We start from the raw sequence: 24,463 nt of genomic DNA, 5'->3' as shown, positions 1-24,463 counted from the left end.
GGGCCGGCCTCACTCCACCCGTGAGAACGCGACCGTCGTCTCCGCGGGCGCGTCGGTGTCGGCCTCGTAGAATTCGATGCTCATGGTGTCGTCCGCGATGGTCACCACCGCTTCGTGACTGAGCTCCCAGAATCTCGACGAGTCCACGCAGCGGTTGGGCTCCATGCCTTCGAACACGATGTTCGCCCGGTAGGTCCCGCCGTCGCCCTCGAGCAGCCTGAGCTCGGTCGAGCACGTGTCATCGTCGGGGGAGTCCAGGGCGGCGGTCCGCTCACCGGCCTCCAACCGCACCTCGTAGAGGAGTCCGGACTCGGCGACGCCCTCCCACGAGCCGGCCTCGTCCTCGGTGAACCGGGCGACCCCGCCGCCCTCAGGAACGGCACCTCCCCTGTCCGCCCCGTCCTCACCGGTGCCCGTGCCGCCCGTTCCGGGGCCGCCGCCGTTCGGCCCCAGGGCGTTGCCGAGCAGCACGCCCGCGCCGACGAGCGCGGCGCCCGAGACGACGGCGCCGGCGCCGATCAGCCAGCGCCGCCCCGCTTTCGGGCGCCCGGGTCCGGAGGCGGGCGGCCGATCCGGGGAGGAGGCCGGAGGCGCCGGCGGGGGCGCCGCGTCCGGCGCGGCCCCGTCACCGTCGAGCACGACGGTGCGGGCGTCGCGCATGGCCTGGTCGAGGGTGCGGGTCGGGCCCGCCCGGCGCCCGAGCAGAGTCGTCAGGACGTCGAACGCACTCGGCCGGTCGGCGGGGTCCTTGGCGAGCGCGGCCGCGACCACCGGTTCGAGCGGGTCGGGGAGCGCTCCGAGGTCGGGCTCGGTGTGGATCACGTTGTGCAGCACGTTCGGCACGGTCGCGCCGTCGAACGGAGACGCCCCGGTGGCGGCGAAGGAGACGACGGCGCCCCAGGCGAAGACGTCGGACTCGGGCGAGGCCCGGCCGTGCTCGATCTGCTCGGGGGCCATGTACGCCGGGGTGCCGATGACGGAGTCGGTGAGGGTGCCCGTCCCCTCGGCGATCTGGGCGATGCCGAAGTCGATCACCCGCGCCCCGCCGCCGCCGAGCAGGACGTTGCCGGGCTTGAGGTCGCGGTGCACGATCCCGGCCTCGTGGATGGCGGCCAGGGCGGTGGCGGTCGCGACGGCGAGGCGGGTGAGGTCGCCGCCGGACATGGGGCCGTCCTGCCGGATGCGCTGCTGCAGGGACAGGCCTTCGACGTACTCGCTGACGATGTAGGGGGGATCGGCTTCGAAATCGGCGTCCAGAACGGCGGCGGTGCAGAAGGACGCGACCTTGCGGGCGGCGTCGGCCTCGCGGACGAAGCGCCGGCGGATGTCGGTCCCGCCGAGGGCGTGGCCGTCGAGCCGCTTGATCGCGACCCGGGACCCGCCTCGGAGAGGCGCGCCGAGGTAGACGGTGCCCTGGCCGCCGGAACCGATCCGGCCGAGGAGGCGGTACCCGCCGATCTCGGTCGGATCCTCGGTCGACAAGGGCGCAGGGTGAGGCATGCGGATCGCTCCAGGGGGCGGCGGCAGGGGCGGAGCGGAGCGCGCTGGTGGGCGGTCGGGGTGCTGAGGTTTCGGGGCCTCGGAACACCGCTGCCCGCGTCTCCTATCGGTGCTCGACACTACTCAGCGCATCGGAGGTCCGACAAGCCGTTGCCGCGGGGCGGGCCCGGCCGGCGAGCCGGGCGGGCCCTGTCACCGTCGGCCCGGAGCGCGGGCGGAGAACTCGCGGTACCCGCAGGGCCGGCCCACAGGCGGGTACACGGTCTCCGCGCCCGCCGGGCGATCCGTCCGGCACGCCCCCATGCCGGAACCCGGATACCGGACCCGGGCCGTGCACACGGACTCGACGGCCACCGCCTACCAGGGCTGCGCCCCGGAGGTCGGCCTCCCCGCGGCCGTTTTCCCGGGGCGTGGCGGCGGGGCCGGATGATACGGATCAAGCCGCCGTTCCCGCGGATGGTGTACCGCCGGGGCGCCGAAGAGGAGCAGCAGGGGCGTGCTCGGCGTCGCCGGCGACCGGCCCTGCGCTGCAGGCGACGGGATCCTGGACCGCCTGCGCGGGTTCCCCGCAGGGCGCGAAGGCGCCGCCCGAATGTGATCGGAGTCATGTTCGGGTCGCCGGTCGGGTAGGGGGACAGCACAGTCCCCGCGAACGACCTCTCCGAAAGGCGACGAGATGGATGCCGTGACCAGGGTTCCCGATCCCGTCAACGAGCCGAACCTCGGGTACGCGCCGGGCTCGCCGGAGCGGGCCGAGGTGGAGGCGGAGATCGCCCGGCTGGCCGGCCGGGAGCACGAGCTGACCCAGACCATCGGCGGCGAGCAGCGGATGGGCACCGGTGCGGTCATCCCCGCGGTGCAGCCGCACCGGCACGGGCACGTGCTGGGGCGGATGCCGGAGGCGCGCCCGGCCGAGGTGCGGGCCGCGATCGACGCGGCGCGGGCCGCCGCGCCGGCCTGGCGGGCCATGCCGTTCGACGAGCGGGCCGCGATCCTGCTCCGCGCCGCCGACCTGCTGGCCGGCCCGTGGCGGCGGACGCTCAACGCCGCCACCATGCTCGGCCAGTCCAAATCGGTGCAGCAGGCCGAGATCGACGCCGCCTGCGAGCTGATCGACTTCTGGCGGTTCAACGTCGCCTTCGCGCGCCGGCTCTACGAGGAGCAGCCGATCTCGGCGCGCGGGGTGTGGAACCGCCAGGAGCTGCGCCCGCTGGAGGGCTTCGTCCTGGCCATCACCCCGTTCAACTTCACCGCGATCGCCGGCAACCTGCCCACCGCCCCGGCGCTGATGGGCAACACCGTGGTGTGGAAGCCCTCGCCCACCCAGACCTTCTCCGCCTGGTACCTGATGCGGCTGCTGGAGGAGGCGGGGCTGCCGCCCGGGGTGATCAACATGGTCACCGGCGTCGGCGAGGCGGTCTCCGAGACCGCCCTGGCCCAGCCCGACCTGGCCGGGATCCACTTCACCGGCTCCACCCGGACCTTCCAGTACCTGTGGCGGACGGCCGGCGAGAACATCGCGAACTACCGGTCCTACCCGCGGATCGTCGGCGAGACCGGCGGCAAGGACTTCATCGTCGCGCACTCCTCCGCCGACCCCGAGGTGCTGCGCACGGCGATGATCCGCGGCGCCTTCGAGTACCAGGGCCAGAAGTGCTCCGCGGCCTCCCGCGCGTACGTGCCGCGCAGCGTCTGGGCGGAGGTCCGCGACGACCTGCTCTCCGAGACCGAGGCGCTGACCATGGGCGACGTCACCGGCGACGTGTCCACCTTCATGGGTGCGGTGATCGACGACCGGGCCTTCGCGAAGAACAGCGCGGCGCTGAGCCGGGCCAAGGCCACCGACTCCATCACCGTGCTCACCGGCGGCACCGCCGACGACTCGGTCGGCTACTTCGTCCGCCCCACCGTGCTGGAGTGCGACGACCCGGAGGACGAGGTATTCCACACCGAGTACTTCGGCCCGATCCTGGCGGTGCACGTCTACGACGACGACCGCTACGAGCAGGTGCTGGCGCAGATGGCCGACGTCGCGCCGTACGCGCTGACCGGCGCGGTCATCGCCCGCGACCGGGCCGCGGTCGCCGCCGCCGACGCGGCGCTGCGCTTCTCCGCCGGCAACTTCTACGTCAACGACAAGCCGACCGGCTCCATCGTCGGCCAGCAGCCCTTCGGCGGCGCCCGCGCCTCCGGCACCAACGACAAGGCCGGCTCGGTCTTCAACCTCATCCGCTGGGCCAGCCCCCGCGCGATCAAGGAGACCTTCGTCCCGCCCACCGACTGGCGCTACCCGCACATGGGCTGACCGGGCCGCCCGCCCCCGCCCCGCGAACCGGGGGCGGGCCCGCCGGTGCGGCGCTCAGCCGCGGTAGGCGGCGGTCGCGATCCGGACGAACGAACGGACCAGCGGGCTCCGGTCGCCCGCGGCCCACGCCACCAGCACACGGCTCGGCGCCATGCCGATCAGCGGCACCACGGTGAGCCCGTCCGCGGGCTCGTGGTCCAGGGGGGTCACACCGACCGTGCCGCTCCACAGCACGGCCTGCCGGCATTCCCGGATCGCGCGGACCACCGGGCCCTCGCGGGGCTCCCCGCCACTCCAGTAGAACCGCCAGAGGGGATCGGTGCCTTCTGGGAACCGGAACCAGCGCCGGTCGGCCAGGTCGGCCGGTGTCAAGGCGCCGCGGTCGGCCAGCGGGTCGTCGGCGCGCAGCAGTGCGCCCACCGGATCGGCGCGCAGCTCGCGCACCGCCAGGCCGGTCTCGTCGAACGGGCCCCGGGTCAGGGCCACGTCGACGGTCCCGGCGCGCAGACCGCAGGTGGGATCGGTCAGGTCGGCCTCGCGGACGCGCACCTCGACGTGCGGGTGCCGCCGACGGTATTCGCGGGCCAGCCGCACCGCGCCGGGGTCGGTGCCGTCGCCCAGGACGCCGACGGTGACGGTCGCGGCCCCGGCCGCCGAAGCCGCGCGCACCCGCGCCTGCTCGGCCCGGTCGAGCAGGGCCCGTGCCTCGTCGAGCAGCACCGACCCGGCCGGGGTGAGCGCGACACCTACGGGCGACCGGTCGAACAGCGCGGCGCCGACCTCGGCCTCCAGCCGCCTGATCGCCCGGCTCAGCGGCGGCTGGCTCATGTGCAGCCGGGCCGCGGCCCGGCCGAAGTGGAGTTCCTCGGCGACCGCCACGAAATAGCGCAGCGTGCGTAGCTCCATGCGGCGACGATACCCGTGCGGTATCGGGGCTCCGGAACGGGTCTTGGACGGGCGCGGGGCCCCGGCGGTGGAATCGGGGCATGACCGAAGAGCAGAAGGCCGGACGACCGGCCGCGGACCCCGCCGTATCAGTGGTCCGGCCGGGCGACGGCGAGATGATCTCCCTGGGCGCCACGCGGATGCGCATCCTCGAGGACGGCAGCGGCACCGGGCACCGCATCGGGATCGCCGAGTCCGTCGTCCCGCCGCACACCCCGGGGCCGCCGCAGCATCGCCACGCCCGGCACGACGAGGGCTTCTACATAATCTCCGGCGCGCTGCGCTTCACGGTCGGGAACGAAGAGCACGACGCGACCGCGGGCACGCTCGTGATGGTCCCGCCCGGAGCCCCGCACACGTTCGCCAACGTGACGGGCGAACCGGCCGTCATGCTCAGCACCTTCACCCCGGACCTGTACGTGCAGTACTTCCGCGACCTGCAGGAGGCGGCGGCCGACGGCCGGGCGCCGACCCCGGAGGAGACCCTCCGGACGATGCGCCGCTACGCCACCGAACCCGCCACCGACTTCGGCTGAGGGCGGACACCGCCCGCCCCCGCGAGGCCCGCACGCTCCCCATCGCAGAGCTTCGCGGTCGGGGTTCCGTCCCCACCGCCCGCCGTTCCACCCCACACAGGCGCCCGGGCCCGCCCGCCCCCTCTGCGGCGGTGGTGCGGCGTGGCGGGCGGGGGCGGGGCCGCTTCACTTCGGTGGGGTGATCCGCTGGCCGTGCAGGTCGATCTCGATCCGGTACTCCTCGACTCCAGGGCGCCCTGCCGATACCCACTCGGCATGTGCCCGTTCGACCTCGGCCCACAGATCGCGGGGGCCGGCGGTCTGCACACGGCCCGTTCCGTCCGCGGTGGCCCAGGAGCCGTCCGGGGTGAAGAGCAGGGCCTTGCCGCTCATCGAGGTGATGCCGACGTCGGGGACGGCCGCCCACAGCGCGAACGCCATACCGGAGGGCTCCAGCCCCCCAGAGCCGACCGCGCTGGAACGCTCAACGGCCTCCCGCAGGTCCATCGCGGCCGGAAAGCGCCGCTGCGGGGTGGTGAGGTCGGTGCGGGCGGGCATGAAGAAGCCAGGCTCGGGGAGGCGGAAGCCGCCCTCGGCGGTGCCATCGCCCCGGACCTCCAGATGGGCCAGGTGCCCCACCCGGGGCGAGCCCACCGAGCGTACGTCGACCAGGATCAGTCCGCCGGGCCGGGTCTGCTCGATCCAGGCGTAAGGAACCCGCTCGACCGAGTGGGTGGCGATCACCCGATCGTAAGGTGCGTGCTCCGGGCAGCCGAGTGAGCCGTCCGCGGTGACGACCAACGGACGGTATCCGGCGGCGGCGAGATGGTCGCGGGCGGCCCGGGTCAGCCGCGGGTCGATGTCCACGGTGACGACGTTCTCCTCGCCCAAGCGGGCGGAGAGCAGAGCCGCGTTGTAGCCGGTACCGGTACCGACTTCCAGTACCCGGTCGCCGTCGCCGACGTCGAGCGCGTGCAGCATCGCGACCATGAGGGACGGGCGGCTGGAGGAGCTGGTCGGCCACCAGGAGCCGGGGGCGGCGGGATGCCGCTGGAGCTGGGTGATCAGCGAATCGTCGGTGTAGACCGCTTCCGCCCAGCCCGGGGCACCCGGTTCGATCCACTGCGGTTCGCTGCCCCGGTCGTCGTAGAAGCCGGGGACGAAGAGGTGGCGGGGGGTGTCCAGGAACGCTCGACGCCACGCCGGGTCGGTGAGCGGGTGGGGGGTGAGGTCATCGGCGAGCCGCTCCAGGAGAGGGCGCCACCGCCGCTCAGGCGGGGGTTTCATGAGAGCCCCGCCGCTTCACCGAGGGGCGGTGAGATCCGGTGTGCGGGGTCGTCGAGCCACACGTACTGCTCGTCCGGTGTCACGGTGGCGCCGAAGCGGGTGTGCGAGGGGCCGCCGGCATCGTTCCACCAGCGGTGGGCGGGGGGACAGGGCGGGGCCACCGGCCGTCGCCTTCCTTCTTCTCCTCATGCTTGCCCACGCGGATGGCCTCCCGGCGATCGTGCTCGTTTTGGCCCTGGGGCCGGTCCTGAGGGCCGACCATGTCTGGAGATTACAGAGGCACAGGGCAGCGGAACAGATACAGAGTGTTTCCCCTGAGGGGGTGGCATCAGGTGAACAGGCCGATGGCGTAGGCGGTGAGGACGGCGGCGCACAGGACTGCGAAGGCGGTGGGGGAGGAGAACCAGGGACGGGACCAGGGGTGGGCCCACCACCGCTCTTCGTGCAGAGGAGCCGACCGGTTTCAGCCCGGGTTCAAAGCCAACGTCAGGCCGTGCTGGTCGGTGACCGTTCTGATCGGGGTGTAGTAGCAGTAAGGTTTTCCAGATATTTCCGCGTAGGCGACGTGTGTTCCTTTGGCGACGACTCCTCCTGAAGGGTCGTCGACCTCAGGGCGGAAGACGGGGCCACCGCTATCGCCGGGATGGCACATGGTGAGGTCGGCGACGTGGCGAACCTCGGTGAGACCGCAGGTGATGCCGTCCATGTAGGACAAGCACTCCTCGGTGCCGGTGATGATTCCCCCGCATATTTCACCTGTCACTGCTCCGCTATAGCAGACCTCTTCTGCCGGCTGGTCAATAAGGTCACCCCACCTGACGGGTCGATGTGATTCGCCGGTGTCTCCGTTATCCCATATGTCGGCGAATCCGCCGAGTCCTTGATCTGCGAACAGGATTACCTGGCTGTCGATCTCCCCTTCGGAGCTGAAAAACCTTTCGCTGATCGTCCCTACGGAGTTTCTTTCACTTCCATTGTAGAAGGTGTCCTCTGGGAGGGGGATGCGCCCGCCACTGCAGTGTCCTGCAGTTGTCATGTACATCGGGTGGGGGACGGAGGATGTGTCTATGAGCGTGAACCCTCCGCTGCACCGGCCTCCGGTCAGACTGCTTTCAAGGACGAGGCCGCCGGTCCAGGGAGGAGAATCGTTCTCCCTGCTGTATTCGGTCGCGGCCTCGTCACCGACTTTTGGGGTTCCTGGGGCATCGACCTCCTCCCCTGCGGCGTTCTTTCTCTGCGGGGATGTTCTGGTATCGCCCGGTACGACGTAGACCGGATCCCCGTAGGCTGATTCGATTCGGTCCTTGTTCCGGTCGCTGTACTCCTTCAGGGCGACTCTGACGCGGTTGGCCTCGTCATCGATGCCGAAGACGGCGATCTCTATTCCGTCGTCCTTCCAGTCTCTCCAGTCAGAGCGTATGGAATCGACAACCTCTTTGAGTTGTTTTCTACTGTAGGTGACTTCAGTGAAGGTGATCGGTACCCCGCGGGTGGACCGCTCGATCTTTTCTCTCTCGTGAGCACTGAGTTCTCTGTTGAACTTGACTTCGATTCCGAGTCGGGTCGGGGTCAGGGCCGTGTATCCTTCGGTTTCGACGAGTTCTGGATTTTCTCTATGGAGGCGGTGTACGGCCTCGCTCGCCCTGGCCATCCCTTCGTGGTTTCCACTTTCTCGTGCCACTGCTTCCTCTGGGTAGATCATTGTGTTCAGCGCGGTGAACGTTGCGAGGGGTGTGGTGGCAGTGAGGAGGAACGCCAAGGTTCGGCTCAACGGTCTCTGGGGGATCATCCTGCCTCCGCGGAGAAGGGGTCCCTATTTCATCAGATGAATCCATGTTCGAAATGGCCGCTTGGGGACAGAGGGAAGTATTGACGTGTGTTCCGTCGAGTCTTTGTGTTGATTTGAGATGTTTGGTTGAGATCGGCAAGAGGGCACCGCCGTTGTTCAGGTAAGGGGCGTTACCGGAGGCCGGTTGGTTCGCTGGGAGCGCTGTGCCGGTGTCGCTGATGCCGCTGGTCTGCTCTTCGGGGCGCCGGGAACCGTCAGGCGAGCAGGCCGATGGCGTAGGCGGTGAGGACGGCGGCGCACAGGACCGTGAAGGCGGTGGGGGGTGAGGTCATCGGCGAGCCGCTCCAGGAGAGAGTGCCGGCGCCGCTCAGGCGGAGTGAGCCGGCTCATGTGCCCATTCACCGATGCCCTCGGCGGTGACCTGGTAGATCCCCCGTCCGGGGTCGGCCTCCAGGCGGAAGGCGGCCAGGCCGGGGAACCCGGCTCTGCCCAGTGTCCGGAAGGCGGCGGTGAACCGGTCCGCGATCGCGGTCGGGCCGCCCATCGTCAGTGCGCCGTCCGGCCAAAGGTAGGCCCATGACCCGTCCGGGGCGCCGAGGTAGACGATCCTGCGCGGGGTCCCGTCGAAGGGGCGCATGCCGACTCCGAGACGCGCCCCCGGAAGCATGAGCATCAGCGGGGTCATCGCCCCGGAGTCGATCACCTCGTCCGACGTGGTCTCGAAGGTCGCCGCGGTGTCCGGCACCGCGCCGAGCCCGGGGAACCGCTCCGCCGGGGGGCGCTGGTCCCGGGACCGCATGAACGACCCTTCGCGCACGAAGCCGCCGGCCAAGCGTCCGCCCTCGGCGCGCAGCGCGACGACGGGCGTGCTGTGCGACTGCGGATCGGGCGACCACGGGAGCACGGCCGCGGCCCCCGGGGCCAGGAACCCCGCGAGTTCTGCGGGGATGCGGTTCATGGAGCACGTCACCAGAACGGCGTCGTAGGTCCCGGGAGCATCGTGCAGGGTTCCGGCCACCACTCGGGCGGAGGTGCCGGCGAGGGCCTGCCGGGCGTGCTCGGCCACGCCCGGGTCGACCTCCACCGTGGTCACCCGGCCATGGGCGCCGACGAGCTCGGCGAGGACGGCGGCGTTCCACCCGGTCCCGGTGCCCACCTCCAGCACCCGCATGCCCGGTCCGATCTCGGCGGCTTCGATCATGTCGGCCATCACCTGGGGGGCCGACGACGATGAGGTGGGGGTGTTGACGGTTCCCGCGCCGCCGTCGTTGGCCTGGGTCGTCACCGCGTCGTCGGTGTAGACGGTTCTCGCCCATGCATCGGGAGCGCGCCCTCGGATGAGCGGGAGCCCTGTCGCGTCGGGCCAGATCACATCGGGGATGAACCGGTGCCGGGGGTGGGCGGCGAACGCGCTGCGGATCTCGGGCGCGGTGTCGATGCCGGCGACCAGCCGGGCATGCGCCTCGTCCAGGTCCATTCAGAGGACTCCGCTTCCACCGCAGTCCGGGCAGGCCATGGCTTCTTTCTTCCAAGGGCCGGTGCCGTCCTTATCGACCCAGACCACGCCTGATCCGCCGCACTTGCCGCAGTCGGCCGCCCTCGGAATGCAGCACGGCAGCCCGCCCCGACCGGCGGAGAGAAGCAGTGAGCGTGCTCCCCCGCGTGCGAGGGGGCGCAGGTCGCTGGATGCGCAGGGCAGAGAACGATCCATGGTCGTACCTCTCACTCAAGGCCGGGCGGGGGAAGGGAGCAGGCGAGGCGACCGAGCGTGATCAACGGTAACGGGGCGCTTGCCGACTGTCAGGTGAAGCGGCCGGTTCAGGCCATCGCGGTAGCAGTGGCGGTGAACGGGGTCATCAGGTGAACAGGCCGATGGCGTAGGCGGTGAGGACGGCGGCGCAGAGAACGGCGAAGGCGGCGGGGGAGAGGGGGGCCGGGAGGCGCTGCCGGGCGGCCGTGGATGGGGGGAGCCGGGGGCGGGCGCGGCGGTGCGGCGGTGGGGGAGCGGGGACGCGGTCCGGGGCGAGTTCTTCCATGGTGCGGCGCATCCACGGGGGGAGGGCGCCGGTGTCGGCCCGGTAGGAGGCGGGGGCGTGCGGGGACGGGCCGGTGCGCGGGCCCGGGGCGTGGCCGGCGGCGGGGGACGGGGCGGCCGCGTAGGCGCGGTGCCGGGCCCCGGCCGGGGCGAACCGGCGGCCGCGCGGGCGGGAGGTGACGGCGCGCAGCCGGGCGGTGGCCTGGGAGGCGGCCGGGGACGTGCTCGGGGGCATCGGTGAGCTGGACGGCATGGGGATTCACCCGTTTCCTCTCGGTTCGGATCAGGCGTTCGGTCAGGCGGCGACTACGGCGGTGCGGTCGAGGGCGAACCAGACGGTTCGCGAGGCGGCGTCGCCGTGGGTGCCCCAGGTGGCGGAGAGCGCGGCGACCAGGGCCAGTCCGCGCCCGGAGGAGTCCCAGGTCAGGGTCGGTTTCGGGGCGATGCGGGGGCGGGTCGAGCCCGCGCCGCAGACGAGGACGCAGACCTGGGCGGCCAGGAGTTCCACGGTGACGTGCAGCGGGCGGCGCCGGGCGAGCAGGCCGGTGCGCGGGCAGGCGGTGTTGCGGGAGTCCCCGTGGATCAGGGCGTTGGTGACGAGTTCGCTGGTCAGCAGGGCGGCGGTGGTGTGGGTGTCCGCCGGTTCGGTGCGCAGGACGAGGGAGACGTACTCCCGCGCGGTGCGCACCTCGCCCAGCCGCAGGCCGGGTAGGAACAGTGTCGTGACATCGGGCTGAAAGTCGTGCGTGAGGGACACGAGAGCTCACCTCGGAGGAGGGAGAAGAGTGGCACGCTCGGTGCGAGCGCGGTTACAGTGAATCGCAATCAAGTGCTACTTGCAAGTCTCATTTAGAAGTTGGCCAACTTGTCCCTCAATGCGAAGAAGCGGCAAGATCCAAGGATGGAGCGGAATCCGACCCTCGCCCAGTGGCACCTCGCTCGACAGCTCAGGCAGCTGCGTGGCGACCGAAAATTCAACGACGTCGTCCAGGCGCTGCGTACCAGCGGCGGAAGCCTGGCTCGCTGGGAGACCCCTGGTGACCGGGGAGCGGTGCCCGGTCCGGCGGCCCTCGAACGCCTCTGCCAGGTGTACGAGATCACTGAGCGTTTCGAGGAGCTGTTGGAGCTCCGGCGCCAGGCGCGTGGGACCGACTGCTGGCAGCCCTACGAGCTGGAACGCAGCTATCGGACATATGCCAATGTGGAAGCGCAGGCGTCGGTCGTCGAGATGTTCCACTCGCAGCTCGTTCCCGGGCTTGTGCAGACCGAGGCTTATGCGAGGGCCGTGATCGAGGCGACGCTTCGCCCCAACAGCGATGTCGATCGCGAAGTCGAGGTGCGGAAGAAGCGGCAGGCCGTTCTGAAAGGCGAACGCCCTCCGCATCTTGAATTGGTGATCGCCGAAGGGGCGCTTCGGCAGCAGGTCGGCTCGCCTGCCGTCATGGCCGAGCAGGTCCGGAGACTGATCGACCTTTCCGGAGACGGTGGTGTCTCTCTGCGGGTGCTTCCGTTCTCGGCTGGGGCCCATCCCGGCATGCGCCGCACGTCGTTCGTCATCCTTCGAGTCGAAGGGGAAGGTCTCGAGGCGGTCTACATTGAAGGGCAAGACTCCAGCCGGTTCTCCTCTGAGCAAGAGGAGATAGCGGACTACTCATCGGTGTTCGAGCAGCTCCAGGCCGTCTCCACCGAGGAGGGAGAGGCCACGCGGTTGCTGCTGGAGAGCATCGCCCGGGTTCATGAGCAGCGGAAGGAATGATTCCGATGGCCTTGGCTTCAAGGGAGGGGCTGTGTTGGAAGAAGTCCAGCTACAGCGGTTCTCAAGGAGAATGCGTCGAAGTGGCCGTGCTGTCCGATCAGATGGCTGTGCGAGACTCTAAGAATCTCGATTCCGGGCACCTCGTGTTCGGTGGTGCTGAATGGTCGACCTTCCTCCGAACCCTCAAGGGCGGTGGCTTCTGTGCATGAAACGTATGCGAACGCGGTATGGCGCAAATCCAGCTATAGCAACGCCGGTGGCAACTGCGTCGAGGTGGCTTCCGTGTATGAGCGGCGGGTGAGTGAGGGGTGGCGCAAGTCGACGTACTCCCAGAACCGGGGAGCCTGCGTCGAAGTGGCTGACCTGCCTGGTCGGTCGGCGGTGCGGGACTCCGTGAACCCGGAGGCCGGGCACCTCGTGTTCGGCGGTACCGAATGGGCGTCCTTCCTCCGGACCCTGAAAAACAGCGAGGCGGCCTCATGACGCGGATCGGGATCACCGGGCACTCCAACCTCGCCGCCGGCGCCGTCGACGTGGTGCGGCGAGCCCTCAAGGAGGCCCTCGCCCCCCACACCGGAAACGGGCTGGTCGGCATCTCCTGCCTGGCGAAAGGCGCCGACCAGCTGTTCGCCGAGGAGGTACTGGCGGCCGGCGGGCGGCTGGAGGTCGTGCTGCCATCGGCCGACTACCGGGAGGCCAAGGTCGCCCCGGAGGACCGGGACGCCTTCGACGGGCTGCTCATCCGCTCCGCTCTGGTCCGCTACATGCCGCACCGGACCGCGGGCGAGGCCGCCTACGCCGATGCCAACGCCGTCGTCCTGGGCGGCGTCGACCGGCTCTTCGCGGTCTGGGACGGCCGTCCCGCCGGCGGGAAGGGCGGCACCGGGGACGCCGTGGAGGCCGCGCGGGCGGCCGGGGTCCCGGTCGACGTCATCTGGCCGGACGGCGCCGCGCGCGAGGGCTGAGTCGGCCCTGGCGTCGATCTTGACGTTGCGGGGCTGACAACGCGCGTTGATGGCCCCGCAACTCCAAGATCATCGGGGCTGGGGCCGGGCCCGGGTCAGCCGGAGGCGAGCAGGCGCCGGACGGCGTCGATGTCGCCGGCGGCCCGGGACCGGGTCTCCTCGGCCCGGGCGAGATGGTCCCGCCAGGCGGAGGCCGACTCCTCCACCTTGGCGCGGAACCGGGCGCCCTCGGCCTCCGCGGACGAGCGTGCTTCGTCCCTCTTCTTGTTCTCGCTGAGGTGGAGGAGCCCGCCGACCAGGAACCCGCCGACCGCGAAGGCCCACAGGGACATCTCACCGGAGAGCAGCGCCCCGACCGCGAAGATGGCGCCGCCGCACGCGATCGTGATCGGCAGCGCCCGGGAGCCGCCGGCCCCCTGGTACGCCTCGGCCGCGCGCCGCTCGCCCGCGGCCAGGTCCTCCGGGTCCGCCCCCTGCGGGCCGATGTCGACCCTGCCGCCCTGGTGACGCACGACGGCCCGGTCCGGGAGCGGGGCCAGCGCCTGCCGGGCGCAGGCCTCGGCGGCGGCGCGCAGCTCAGCGGCGAGCAGCCGGCGGGTGAACGCGGACCGGGCCGGGGACGGACCGGCCTCCGAGCAGATCCCCCGCACCTCCTCACTCGCCGAGCCGACGATGTCCTTCCAGGAGGCGACCGGGGTCTCGGAGCCGGCGGAGCCGCCGCTCTCCACCACCGCGCGCAGCTGGGCGGCCCGGCGCAGCAGCTCGGCCTCGGGCCTGCCGCCCTCCGCGACGAGCAGCCGCAGTACCCGGTCGGCCTCGGCGAGTTCGGCGGGGACGGCGGGGTCGGAGCCGCTCTCGTCCTCGCCTTCGGAAGGGGGCGAGGGGGCGGGGGCCCCGCCCGCCTCCTCCAGGCGGGCCCGGATCGCGGCCAGCCGCCGCGCCGCCGCGAGCACCTCGCCGAGCGCCCCCTCCGGTTCGACGCCCTTCGGCGGGGCGGGCGCCTTCAGGTCCCGGTCGGCGCCGAGGAACACCTGCTCCGCCGCGGCCTCGGCGCCCCCGTCGGCGCGCAGCCGCTCCGCGCAGACCGCCAGGGCGCGCCCGGTGGCGGCCTCGCCCAGCCGCCCCTCGACCGCCAGCAGCAGCACGGCGCGCTGGTACGCGGCCTGCTCCCCGGGCAGCTCGGGCAGGACGCCGGGCAGGATCCACTCGGCCAGCGCCGGGGCGCTCTCCGGAGCCTTCACCGCCGAGGCGAGCAGCGCGAACACGCCCGCCCGGAGCGGGTCCAGCTCCGCGCCGTCGAAGAAGTGCCGCTGGGCTCCGGCGGTGTCGCCGTCCAGCAGCGCCCGCAGGCCGCGGGCGCAGGGCGCCAGCCAGTAGTCCGGCTCGTCCGCCCGGGCGGGCTCGGGGAGGTCGCGGTCGGCCCCGTCCAGCAGCGCGAGCACCCGGTACCGGACCCGCGCGTAGGGCGTGAACAGGGAGAGCCGCTCGCGCACGTCGCTGAGTTCGACGAAGGCGTCGAAGGAGGCGGAGATGCGGTCGATCCGCTGCTCCAGGGTGCCCCGGATGTGCTTGAGCTCGGAGTTGAGCCGCCGCCGGGCGCTGCTCAGCTCTGCGTTGAGGTCCCGGATCGCCTCGTTCTGGGCGCGGTCGCTGGCCGCGCCGCCCCAGGAGTTGTCCCCGGAGAAGAACCCGGGGTCGATCAGGTTGTCCCGCACCTGCTCCGCCTCTCTCGCCCTGCGCCGTACCCCGGATGGGACGCCGCCGGCGGGGGACCGGTTCCGGGGTACGGCAAGATGGAGGGGCCACCGACAGCCCTTCGCCAGCAAGGAGTGCCGCCATCAGCCGCCTGGTCTTGTGGAATGTCGACCCCACCCTCGTCGACGCCGCGCAGGTCACGCGCGCCGCCTATGCCGAGGCGTTCGAGAGGGTCACCGGGGTTCCGCTGGTCTACCTCGCCCCGACGGCGGGGCGCACCGACTCCGAGATCTTCTTCGAGTTCTTCGCCCGCAACGACGTGGACGGGGAACCGGGAGAGGAGCCGCTCGCGGCCTACCTGGACGCGCTGGCCGAGGGCTTCGCCCGGCGGCGCGACCAGCTCACCGCGCGCGGGCGGGCGGCCCAGGGCGCGCGGGAGGCGCTGGCCGCGGTCGCCGCGATGGAGGACACCGTGCAGACGGTGGTCACCGGCACGATCATGCCCAACGCGGTGGCCAAGCTCTCCGCGTTCGGCCTGGACGGCCACCTCGACCTGGCCATCGGCGGGTTCGGCTCCGAGCACTACCCCAAGGCCGGCCTCATCCAGTTCACCCGGATGCGGGCCGGCGAGGCCAAGGGCGCGGCCTTCCCCGAGGAGTCCACCGTCTACATCACCGACTCGGTGCGCGACGTGGAGGCCGCGGTGATCGGCCGGGCCGCGCCGATCGCGGTGCTCAGCGGGTCGGCCACCGAGTCGCAGCTGCGCGCCGCCGGGGCCGAGCAGGTGCTGCCCGACCTCACCGACGCCCAGGCGGTGGTGAGCGCGGTCCGCAGGGCCACCGCCCTCCCCGGACGGGCCTGAACCGCCCCGCCCGCCCCGGCTCCGGACCCGGTGCCGGGGCCGCGCCGTGCGCGCGGCCGCCGGGATCGAAGCGGACGGCAGCGGCGGCGGAGGGGATCGGGTATGAAGGAGGGGAACCCGCCCTCCCCGAACCCCTGTCCGGAAGCGGACGGCCGCGCCGGGGCACTGGCCCCTTCCGGTGCGGCGCCGTAGCGTCCTGAGTGGGCCCTCCTGTGCCGAGCTGCGTTCTTCCAGCTGAAACGTGGGGTTACGTAACGTTAACGGCTATGAAGGTGTCGAGTGGGGTGAACCCGTGTTAATCGGAGTAGCCTGTCTCAAGGCGAAGGCCGGACAAGGGCGTCCGGCCGATACGGCCACGACCTGTGCGCACAGGCACCCCGTGCGGGGCCGTGCCGCCCCCGCGGGCGACCGCTGGGCGGCACGGTGCCGCCGGCGGTAACAGAACTTCACAAGTCACATCACCCGATGATCCACGTGATGACGCGTGGCGCCGGCCGGCGGGCCGGAACCACGGCGACCCCCGACGACTCACAAAGGAGTGAGATCGAACATGCCAGCCCAGCCTGACGCCGTTCAGGACCGACTGGTGAGCGAAGCCATCGCGGAATGGGCCGAGCGGAGCCAGAGCGCTCCGGACGGCGCCGCCCCCGCCGAGCGGATCGACGCCGCCGGCGGCCCCGAGGGCGCCGAGCGCTTCCTCCGGCTCTACTACCGCCACGTCGCCCCCGAAGAACTCAAGGAGCGGACCGCCTCCGGCGTCTGCGGCCCCGCGCTGGCGCACCGCGCCTTCGCCGAGGAGCGCCCGCAGGGCCGCGCCAAGGTCCGCGTGTTCAACCCGACCGCGGACGAGGACGGCTGGGACAGCGGCGCCACCGTCGCCCAGATCGTCACCGACGACGCCCCCTTCCTCGTCGGCTCGGTCACCATGGAGCTCACCCGGCTGAACATCGGCGTCCGCCTGGTGGTCCACCCCCAGCTGCGGGTCTCCCGCGACCTGAACGGCCGCCTCCTGGAGGTCGAGCCGGAGGAGGGCGGCGAGGGCCTGCTGCCGATCGCCGAGTCCTGGATGCACCTGGAGCTGGACCGCCAGACCGACCCCGCGGTGCTCAAGCAGGTCGCCTCCGACCTGGAGCGGGTCCTCGGCGACGTGCGCGAGGTCGACGAGGACAAGGGCAAGATGCGCGCCCGCGCCACGGCGCTGGCCGAGGAGGTCGCCTCCTCCGCCCCGGTGCTCGCCAAGGGCGGCGTGCCGTCCCAGGAGATCGGCGAGAGCGAGGAGTTCCTCCGCTGGGCCGCCGGCGGCCACTTCTACTTCATGGGCTACCGCGAATACGACCTGGTCTCCGACGCGGAGGGCAACGAGGCCCTCAAGCCCCGCGCCGGCAGCGGCCTGGGCATCCTGCGGATGGACTCGCACGTCTCGGAGAGCTTCGCGGCGCTGCCGCCCGCGGTCCGGGCCAAGGCGCGCGAGCCGCACGTCCTGGTGCTCACCAAGGCCAACTCCCGGGCCACCGTGCACCGCCCGCGCTACCTGGACTACATCGGGGTCAAGGAGTTCAACGCCGAGGGCGAGATCATCGGCGAGCGCCGCTTCCTGGGCCTGTTCACCCACGACGCGGTGACCAGCAGCATCAAGCAGATCCCGATCCTCCGCCGCAAGCTGGCCGAGGTGCTCGACCTGGCCGGCTTCGAACCCGAGTCCTACGACGGCAAGGACCTCACCGAGGTGCTGGAGGGCTTCCCGCGCGAGGAGCTGTTCCAGACCTCGGTGGAGGAGCTGCACCGGGTCGTGGTGGGCGTGCTGCGGCTGCGCGAGCGGCGCGGCACCCGGCTGTTCATGCGCCGCGACGTGTACGGCCGGTACATGTCCTGCCTCATCTACATGCCGCGCGACCGGTACAACACCAAGGTCCGGATGGAGGTGCAGCGGGTCCTCGGCGAGGCGTTCGCCGGCGCCACCCTGGACCACAGCGTGATGGTCGGCTCGGCGCCGCTGGCCCGGCTCTACATCATCGTCCGCGCCCCGCGCGAGTCGGCGCTGCCCGAGGTGGACCACGCCGAGCTGGAGGCCGCGATCGTCCGCGCCTCCCGCTCCTGGGACGACGACCTGCTGGTCGAGCTGAGCGAGCGGTTCGGCGCCGACGAGGCCGCCGACGTGATGCGCGAGTTCGGCTCCGCGCTGCCCGAGGGCTACAAGGTCGACACCGACCCGCGCACCGCGGTCGACGACATCTCCCGGATCTCCGCGCTCGGCGAGGACGAGCTCGCGGTCAACCTGCACCGCAAGGGCGACGGCGACGGCGCCTGGCACCTCAAGCTGTACCGGCGCGGCGCCCCGGTCTCGCTCTCCCGGGTGCTCCCGCTGCTGGAGAACATGGGCGTCGAGGTGGTCGACGAGCGCCCCTACGGCATCACCGGGCAGGGAGCGCAGCGCGTGGGCGAGGCCCGCGCCTGGGTCTACGACTTCGGCCTGGCGCCGCTGGACGGCGCGGTCGAGACCGAGCCGAACCGGCTGAAGTTCCTCTTCGAGGACGCCTTCACCGCGCTCTGGGAGGGCCGCGGCGAGTCCGACGGCTTCAACGCGCTGGTGCTCAACGGCGGCCTGGACTGGCGCCAGCTCACCGTGCTCCGCGCCTACGCCAAGTACCTGCGCCAGACCGGCAGCACCTTCACCCCGGCCTACATGGCCGAGGTGCTGGTCTCCAACGTGCGCATCGCGAGCCTGCTGGTGAAGCTCTTCGAGTCGCGCTTCGCCCCCCGCTCCGGCGCCGGGCGCGCGGAGCGCTCCGAGGGCATCACCGAGGAGGTCCGCGGCGAGCTGGACCAGGTCGCCAGCCTGGACTCGGACCGCATCCTGCGCTCCTTCCTGGCCGCGATCGAGGCCACCCTGCGCACCAACCACTTCCAGACCGACGCGGCCGGGCTCCGCAAGCCCTACCTGACGCTCAAGCTGGACCCGCACGCCATCCCGGACCTGCCGGACCCGCGGCCCCGGTTCGAGATGTTCGTGTACTCGCCCCGGGTGGAGGGCGTGCACCTGCGCTTCGGCCCGGTCGCCCGCGGCGGCCTGCGCTGGTCGGACCGGCCGGAGGACTTCCGCACCGAGATCCTCGGCCTGGTCAAGGCGCAGATGGTGAAGAACTCGGTGATCGTGCCGAACGGCGCCAAGGGCGGCTTCGTCTGCAAGCGGCTGCCCGCCGGCGGCGACCGGGACGCGGTGATGGCCGAGGTCGTGGAGTGCTACCAGCAGTTCATCAGCGGCCTGCTGGACGTCACCGACAACCTCGTCGGCGGCGACGTGGAGCACCCCGAGGACGTGGTCCGGCACGACGGCGACGACTACTACCTGGTGGTCGCCGCGGACAAGGGCACCGCGACCTTCTCCGACACCGCCAACGCCATCGCCAAGCGGCGCGGCTTCTGGCTCGGGGACGCCTTCGCCTCCGGCGGCTCGGTCGGCTACGACCACAAGGCCATGGGCATCACCGCCCGCGGCGCCTGGGAGTCGGTCAGGTACCACTTCCGGGAGATGGGCACCGACGTGCAGAGCGAGGAGTTCACCGCGGTCGGCGTCGGCGACATGTCCGGCGACGTGTTCGGCAACGGCATGCTGCTCTCCGAGCACACCCGGCTGGTGGCCGCCTTCGACCACCGGCACGTCTTCGTCGACCCCGACCCGGACGCGGCGTCCTCCTACGCCGAGCGGCGCCGCCTGTTCGAGCTGCCCCGCAGCTCCTGGGCGGACTACGACGAGAAGCTCATCTCCGCGGGCGGCGGGGTCTTCCCGCGGACCGCGAAGTCGATCCCGATCACCCCGCAGATCCGGGCCGCGCTGGGCATGCCGGACGACGCCACCGCGGTGACGCCGTTCGAGCTCATCCAGCACATCCTGCGCGCTCCGGTGGACCTGCTGTGGAACGGCGGCATCGGCACCTACGTCAAGTCGTCGGTGGAGACCGACGCCTCGGTCGGCGACAAGGCCAACGACCCGGTCCGGGTCAACGGCTCCGAGCTGCGCTGCAAGGTGGTCGGCGAGGGCGGCAACCTCGGCCTGACCCAGCTGGGCCGGATCGAGTACGCGCTGGCCGGCGGCCGGGTCAACACCGACTTCATCGACAACTCCGCCGGGGTGGACACCTCCGACCACGAGGTGAACATCAAGATCATGCTGGACCGCGAGGTCCGCGCCGGACGGCTCTCCCAGGCCGACCGGGACGAGCTGTTCATGGGGATGACCGACGAGGTCGCCGAACTGGTCCTGGACGACAACTACGCGCAGAACGTGGTGCTGGCCGCCGCCCGCAAGCAGACCAACGAGATGCTGCACGTCCACTCGCGCTACATGCGCAGGCTGGAGCGCGACGGCGACCTGGACCGCAAGCTGGAGTTCCTGCCGGACGAGAAGGCCATCGCGGCCCGCCGGTCCAGCGGCCAGGGGCTGACCGGGCCGGAGTTCGCGACCCTCATCGCCTACACCAAGATCACGCTGAAGGACGCGGTCGCCGAGAGCGACCTGCCGGGCGACCCCTACCTGCGGTCCACGCTGACCGAGTACTTCCCCACCGCGCTGCGCGAGCGCTACGCCGACGCCATGCCCGAGCACCCGCTGGCCCGGGAGATCATCACCAACCGGGTGGTCAACGACATGGTGAACCGGTCCGGCTCCACGTTCGCCTTCCGGATGAACGAGGAGCTGGGCGCCGGCCCGGCCGACATCGCCCGCGCCTACCTGGTGGCGATGGACGTCTTCGGGCTGCGCGGCTTCTGGTCGGCGGTGGAGGAGCTGGACCACGTCATCGACGTCGACACCCAGCTCCAGATGCTGCTGGAGGCGCGCAAGCTCACCGAGCGCTGCACCCGGTGGCTGCTGCGCAACCGCCCGGGCCGGTTCGGCATCGGCGAGGAGGTCGCCTACTTCGCCGAGGGCGCCGCGGAGATCGTGCCGCAGCTGCCCGAGCTGCTGGAGGGCCGCGACCTGGTCGCCTACCAGGAGCGCCGGGACGCCCTCAAGGGGCGCGGGGTGCCCGCCGAGCTCGCCGAGCGGGTCGCCGGGATGGTGCCGGCCTACTCGGTGTTCGACCTGGTCTCGGTCGCCGACCAGACCGGCCGGCCGCTGCGCAAGGCCGCCGAGGTCTACTTCGACCTGGCCGACCGGCTGCAGATCAGCCGGCTGCGGGAGCGCATCATCGCGCTGCCGCGGGACGACCGGTGGGCCACCATGGCCCGCTCGGCGGTCCGCGACGACCTGTACGCCACGCACGCCGAGCTCACCCGGGACGTGCTCCGCTCCGGCGGGGCCGAGGAGTCGGCCGAGTCGCTGTCGGCGCACTGGGCCGAGCAGAACCTGGAGTCGGTCAAGCGGGCCGGGGAGACCACCTCGGAGATCTGGGAGACCGAGCGGTTCGATCTGGCCACGCTCTCCGTGGCGCTGCGCTCCATCCGCTCCCTGACCGGGGAGTGACCCGGCGGACCGGGCGCTGACGGCCGGGGCCGGCCCGCACGGGCCGGCCCCGGCCCGGCTTCCCCGCCGCCGCGCGCCCCGCCCCTGCGGGGAAGGGGGCGGGGGCCGCGGAGCCGCTCTCCGCGAGCACGGCGCGGACGCCCTAGACTTGGGTCCGTGGCAGACGTAGACCCCGCAGAGAAGCTCAAGGAACTCGCCTCGACGCTGGCGAGCGTCGAGGCCGTGCTCGACCTGGACGCCAAGAACACCGAGATCGCCGAACTGCGCGAGCAGTCTGCCGACCCCGACCTGTGGAACGACCAGGCGCGGGCGCAGGCGGTCACCCGGCGGCTGTCGGACCTGGAGTCGACGGTCAACAAGGTGACCTCCATCGGGCAGCGCCTGGAGGACCTGGGCGTCCTCTACGAGCTGGCCGACGCGGAGGAGGACGCGGACACCCGGGCCGAGGCCGACCGCGAGCTGGAGTCGCTCCGCGGCGACATCGGCGAGCTGGAGGTCCGCACCCTGCTGAACGGCCCCTACGACGCGCGCGAAGCGCTGGTCACGGTGAACGCCCAGGCCGGCGGGGTGGACGCGGCGGACTGGGCGCAGATGCTGCAGCGGATGTACCTGCGCTGGGCCGAGAAGCACGGCTACTCCACCGAGATCTACGAGACCTCCTACGCCGAAGAGGCCGGCATCAAGTCGACGACCTTCGCGGTCAAGGCGGCCTACGCCTACGGCACGCTCCGCGGCGAGCACGGCACGCACCGGCTGGTCCGGATCTCCCCGTTCGACAACCAGAACCGGCGGCAGACCTCCTTCGCCGGCATCGACGTCGTCCCGGTGGTGGAGCAGAGCGACCACATCGACATCGACGACGGCGACCTGCGGGTCGACGTGTACCGCTCCTCCGGCCCCGGCGGCCAGGGCGTGAACACCACCGACTCCGCGGTGCGCATCACCCACCTGCCCACCGGAATCGTGGTCTCCTGCCAGAACGAGCGCTCGCAGCTGCAGAACAAGGCCACCGCGATGGGCATGCTCCAGGCCAAGCTGCTGGAGCGCAAGCGCAAGGAGGAGCGGGCCGAGCTGGACGAGCTGCGCGGCGAGGGCACCAGCAGCTGGGGCACCCAGATCCGCAACTACGTGCTGCACCCGTACCAGAGCGTCAAGGACACCCGTACCGGGATGGAGACGGGGAACACGGCCGGCGTCCTGGAGGGCGACATCGACGGGTTCATCGACGCCGAGATCCGCTGGATGCGCAGTGGTGAAGGGGCTTCCGGAGCCTAGTCCGGAGGTGCCGGCGGCGGCCCGGAGACAGGGCTCGCGATACGTTACCGTTATGTTCGGTTGACAGTTCCGATATGCTCGTTTCTGCTGCCCGGTCGACGGGCGGCCGTGGCCGATGCGCCAGGTGGGCCAGGCGGGAGCCGGGTGCAGACCCGCTCTCCGCCGGATCGCCCCGCCCCTGCGGCGGGGCCCGGGGTCCGTATCTTCAGGGACATTCCGGGTTGCGATCGCCTCTACACTGTCGTTTGGCCCCGTGGCCGGTACTGCCCTGAGCGGAAGCGCTGTGTCCGCCTGGGTGCCCCTACCTTCGAGAACCTTGTGATGCACCTGTGATCCACTTCGAAAACGTCACCAAGGTCTACCCGACCCAGAAGCGCGCCGCACTGGAGAACGTCTCCATCGACGTCGAGAAGGGGGAGTTCGTCTTCCTCGTCGGCCCGTCCGGCTCGGGTAAATCAACGTTCCTCCGGCTCGTCCTCAAAGAGGAGAAGCCCTCCAAGGGCAGGGTGCATGTCGCAGGCAAGGACCTCGCGCGCCTGTCCAACTGGAAGGTCCCGCACCTGCGGCGCCGCATCGGCTGCGTCTTCCAGGACTTCCGCCTGCTGCCGAACAAGAACGTCTTCGAGAACGTCGCGTTCGCGCTGGAGGTCATCGGCAAGCCGCGCCGGTTCATCCGCAAGGTCGTGCCGGAGGTGGTCGAGCTGGTCGGCCTGGAGGGCAAGTCCAACCGGATGCCCGACGAGCTGTCCGGCGGTGAGCAGCAGCGCGTGGCGATCGCCCGCGCGTTCGTGAACCGCCCGCAGATCCTGCTCGCCGACGAGCCCACCGGAAACATCGACCCCGCCACTTCGATCGGCATCATGAAGGTGCTGGACCGAATCAACCGGACCGGCACCACCGTGGTGATGGCGACGCACGACGCCGCCATCGTCGACTCGATGCGCAAGCGCGTCATCGAGCTGGAAGAGGGCGTGGTCGTCCGAGACCAGACGCGCGGCGTCTACGGCCAGGCCTACTGACCCGGCCCTACCGAACGACGGGTGGCGAGAGCCCGCCGCTGACCCGGCCGGAGCAGCGCCGAAGCCTTCAAGGATGGACCTTCAACACTCATGCGAGCACAATTCGTACTTTCCGAGATGTGGATCGGCCTGCGCCGTAACCTCACGATGACGATCGCCGTCATCATTACGGTGGCGATCTCGCTCGCCCTCTTCGGCAGCGGTCTCCTGGTCCAGCAGCAGATCTCGCACATGCGGCAGTTCTGGGACGAGCGGGTCTCGGTCACGGTGTACATGTGCACCGACGTCTCCCCGTCCAAGGTGTGCCAGGAGAACGGCGCGGCCACCAAGGAGGACCGGGAGAGCCTCCAGGCCGACCTGGAATCCCTGCCCGAGGTGAGCAGCGTCAAGTACGTCACCGCGGCGGAGGCCTGGAAGGAGTTCCAGGACCGGTTCTCGGAGAACCAGGCGCTGACCGAGGCCGCCCAGGAGGGCGACATCCCGGACAACTTCCGGGTGCAGCTCAAGGACCCCAACCAGTTCGACGCGGTGCTCAACGCCGTGGAGGGGCGCCCGGGGGTCGACTCGGTCCACAACGACCAGCAGGTCCTCGACCAGTTCTTCGAGCTGCTCGACGGCCTCAAGTGGGCCGCCCTGGTGGTCGCGTTCGTCCAGTTGGCCGCCGCCGCGCTGCTGATCGGCAACACCATCCGGCTGTCGGCCTACAGCCGGCGCCGGGAGACCGGCATCATGCGCCTGGTCGGTGCGTCCAACTTCTACATCCAGCTCCCCTTCCTGCTGGAGGGCGCCATCTCCGGCCTGATCGGCGGCGTCATCGCCTCCGGCTTCATCGTCGGGGCCAAGTTCCTCCTGCTGGACCGGATCCAGAGCTGGTTCAACTTCGACATCTCGCTGAGCGGCGGCTCCGTCGCCTACGTCATCGGGCTCTCGCTGATCCTCGGCATCCTGCTCTGCACCATCGCGTCGTTCCTGACGCTCCGGCGCTACCTGCGGGTGTGATGCATCCTCCGGGGCCCGCCCGCACGCCGGGCGGGCCCCGGAGTCCGCGGACCGG

The 24,463-nt window shown here is 71.4% G+C and carries 19 protein-coding genes; 11 read left to right on the top strand and 8 right to left on the bottom strand.

Annotation, left to right across the window (positions count from 1 at the left end; genetic code table 11):
• Nucleotides 1-9 precede the first annotated feature (9 nt).
• Entirely contained in the window at nucleotides 10-1,482 is a 1,473-nt protein-coding gene (locus J0910_RS26805) for a serine/threonine-protein kinase (RefSeq protein WP_420161312.1), read from the bottom strand.
• Between the two features lie 694 nt (nucleotides 1,483-2,176).
• Between J0910_RS26805 and pruA the strand changes: the two genes are divergently transcribed.
• Nucleotides 2,177-3,805 (top strand): L-glutamate gamma-semialdehyde dehydrogenase, encoded by a 1,629-nt coding sequence (gene pruA / locus J0910_RS26800; RefSeq protein ID WP_420161311.1) that lies wholly within the window; start codon nucleotides 2,177-2,179, stop codon nucleotides 3,803-3,805.
• Between the two features lie 54 nt (nucleotides 3,806-3,859).
• Here the strand turns inward: pruA and J0910_RS26795 are convergent, their stop codons facing one another.
• Nucleotides 3,860-4,711 (bottom strand): LysR family transcriptional regulator, encoded by an 852-nt coding sequence (locus J0910_RS26795; protein ID WP_420161310.1) that lies wholly within the window; start codon nucleotides 4,709-4,711, stop codon nucleotides 3,860-3,862.
• Between the two features lie 80 nt (nucleotides 4,712-4,791).
• Between J0910_RS26795 and J0910_RS26790 the strand changes: the two genes are divergently transcribed.
• Nucleotides 4,792-5,286, top strand: a complete 495-nt coding sequence (locus tag J0910_RS26790) for a cupin domain-containing protein (protein ID WP_420161309.1) — start codon at nucleotides 4,792-4,794, stop codon at nucleotides 5,284-5,286.
• A 165-nt stretch (nucleotides 5,287-5,451) separates the two neighbouring features.
• On the opposite strand, the gene J0910_RS26785 is transcribed toward J0910_RS26790, so the two are convergent.
• The 5 genes from J0910_RS26785 to J0910_RS26765 all read right to left on the bottom strand — a co-directional run bounded on the left by J0910_RS26785 (nucleotide 5,452) and on the right by J0910_RS26765 (nucleotide 11,133).
• Nucleotides 5,452-6,552 (bottom strand): methyltransferase domain-containing protein, encoded by a 1,101-nt coding sequence (locus tag J0910_RS26785; protein WP_420161308.1) that lies wholly within the window; start codon nucleotides 6,550-6,552, stop codon nucleotides 5,452-5,454.
• Between the two features lie 463 nt (nucleotides 6,553-7,015).
• Nucleotides 7,016-8,311: a chymotrypsin family serine protease gene (locus J0910_RS26780; RefSeq protein ID WP_420161307.1), complete on the bottom strand. Its 1,296-nt coding sequence runs from the start codon at nucleotides 8,309-8,311 to the stop codon at nucleotides 7,016-7,018.
• A gap of 397 nt (nucleotides 8,312-8,708) precedes the next feature.
• The gene (locus J0910_RS26775; RefSeq protein ID WP_420161306.1) at nucleotides 8,709-9,818 is read right to left on the bottom strand and encodes a methyltransferase domain-containing protein; all 1,110 of its coding nucleotides are present in this window, start codon (nucleotides 9,816-9,818) and stop codon (nucleotides 8,709-8,711) included.
• A gap of 379 nt (nucleotides 9,819-10,197) precedes the next feature.
• Complete coding sequence (locus J0910_RS26770) at nucleotides 10,198-10,629, bottom strand: hypothetical protein (protein ID WP_420161305.1); 432 nt, start codon at nucleotides 10,627-10,629, stop codon at nucleotides 10,198-10,200.
• A 42-nt stretch (nucleotides 10,630-10,671) separates the two neighbouring features.
• A complete protein-coding gene (locus J0910_RS26765; RefSeq protein WP_420161304.1) occupies nucleotides 10,672-11,133 on the bottom strand; it encodes an ATP-binding protein in 462 nt (153 codons plus the stop codon).
• A gap of 144 nt (nucleotides 11,134-11,277) precedes the next feature.
• Here J0910_RS26765 and J0910_RS26760 point away from each other — a divergent pair, with 144 nt between their 5' ends.
• The 4 genes from J0910_RS26760 to J0910_RS26745 are packed head-to-tail and all read left to right on the top strand — an operon-like array spanning nucleotide 11,278 to nucleotide 13,097.
• Entirely contained in the window at nucleotides 11,278-12,132 is an 855-nt protein-coding gene (locus J0910_RS26760; RefSeq protein WP_420161303.1) for a helix-turn-helix domain-containing protein, read from the top strand.
• Between the two features lie 5 nt (nucleotides 12,133-12,137).
• The gene (locus tag J0910_RS26755; protein WP_420161302.1) at nucleotides 12,138-12,341 is read left to right on the top strand and encodes a DUF397 domain-containing protein; all 204 of its coding nucleotides are present in this window, start codon (nucleotides 12,138-12,140) and stop codon (nucleotides 12,339-12,341) included.
• Nucleotides 12,283-12,615 carry a DUF397 domain-containing protein gene (locus J0910_RS26750; protein ID WP_420161301.1) on the top strand — a complete coding sequence of 111 codons (333 nt, stop codon included), beginning with the start codon at nucleotides 12,283-12,285 and terminating at the stop codon, nucleotides 12,613-12,615. The genes J0910_RS26755 and J0910_RS26750 overlap by 59 nt, the downstream gene beginning before the upstream one ends.
• The gene (locus J0910_RS26745) at nucleotides 12,612-13,097 is read left to right on the top strand and encodes a hypothetical protein (protein WP_420161300.1); all 486 of its coding nucleotides are present in this window, start codon (nucleotides 12,612-12,614) and stop codon (nucleotides 13,095-13,097) included. Before J0910_RS26750 ends, J0910_RS26745 begins: the two co-directional genes overlap by 4 nt.
• Nucleotides 13,098-13,192: 95 nt before the next feature.
• On the opposite strand, the gene J0910_RS26740 is transcribed toward J0910_RS26745, so the two are convergent.
• Entirely contained in the window at nucleotides 13,193-14,812 is a 1,620-nt protein-coding gene (locus tag J0910_RS26740) for a hypothetical protein (protein ID WP_420161299.1), read from the bottom strand.
• Nucleotides 14,813-14,949: 137 nt separating this feature from the next.
• Here J0910_RS26740 and J0910_RS26735 point away from each other — a divergent pair, with 137 nt between their 5' ends.
• The 5 genes from J0910_RS26735 (at nucleotide 14,950) to ftsX (ending at nucleotide 24,408) form a co-directional block, all read left to right on the top strand.
• Nucleotides 14,950-15,654, top strand: coding sequence for an HAD family hydrolase (locus tag J0910_RS26735; protein ID WP_420161298.1), 705 nt, complete (start codon nucleotides 14,950-14,952; stop codon nucleotides 15,652-15,654).
• Between the two features lie 550 nt (nucleotides 15,655-16,204).
• Nucleotides 16,205-21,115 carry an NAD-glutamate dehydrogenase gene (locus tag J0910_RS26730; protein WP_420161297.1) on the top strand — a complete coding sequence of 1,637 codons (4,911 nt, stop codon included), beginning with the start codon at nucleotides 16,205-16,207 and terminating at the stop codon, nucleotides 21,113-21,115.
• Nucleotides 21,116-21,271: 156 nt separating this feature from the next.
• Nucleotides 21,272-22,390 (top strand): peptide chain release factor 2, encoded by a 1,119-nt coding sequence (prfB, locus tag J0910_RS26725; protein WP_420161296.1) that lies wholly within the window; start codon nucleotides 21,272-21,274, stop codon nucleotides 22,388-22,390.
• A 329-nt stretch (nucleotides 22,391-22,719) separates the two neighbouring features.
• Entirely contained in the window at nucleotides 22,720-23,409 is a 690-nt protein-coding gene (ftsE, locus tag J0910_RS26720) for a cell division ATP-binding protein FtsE (RefSeq protein WP_420161295.1), read from the top strand.
• A gap of 90 nt (nucleotides 23,410-23,499) precedes the next feature.
• On the top strand, nucleotides 23,500-24,408 hold the full coding sequence (gene ftsX / locus J0910_RS26715; protein ID WP_420161294.1) for a permease-like cell division protein FtsX: 909 nt from the start codon (nucleotides 23,500-23,502) through the stop codon (nucleotides 24,406-24,408).
• The last annotated feature ends 55 nt before the right edge of the window (nucleotides 24,409-24,463 follow it).

Source organism: Nocardiopsis oceanisediminis (assembly GCF_048595525.1).
GTDB classification, from domain to species: Bacteria; Actinomycetota; Actinomycetes; order Streptosporangiales; family Streptosporangiaceae; genus Nocardiopsis_A; species Nocardiopsis_A oceanisediminis.
Note: the sequence above shows the minus strand (reverse complement) of the source record. Positions and strands in the feature narration are given on the sequence as shown.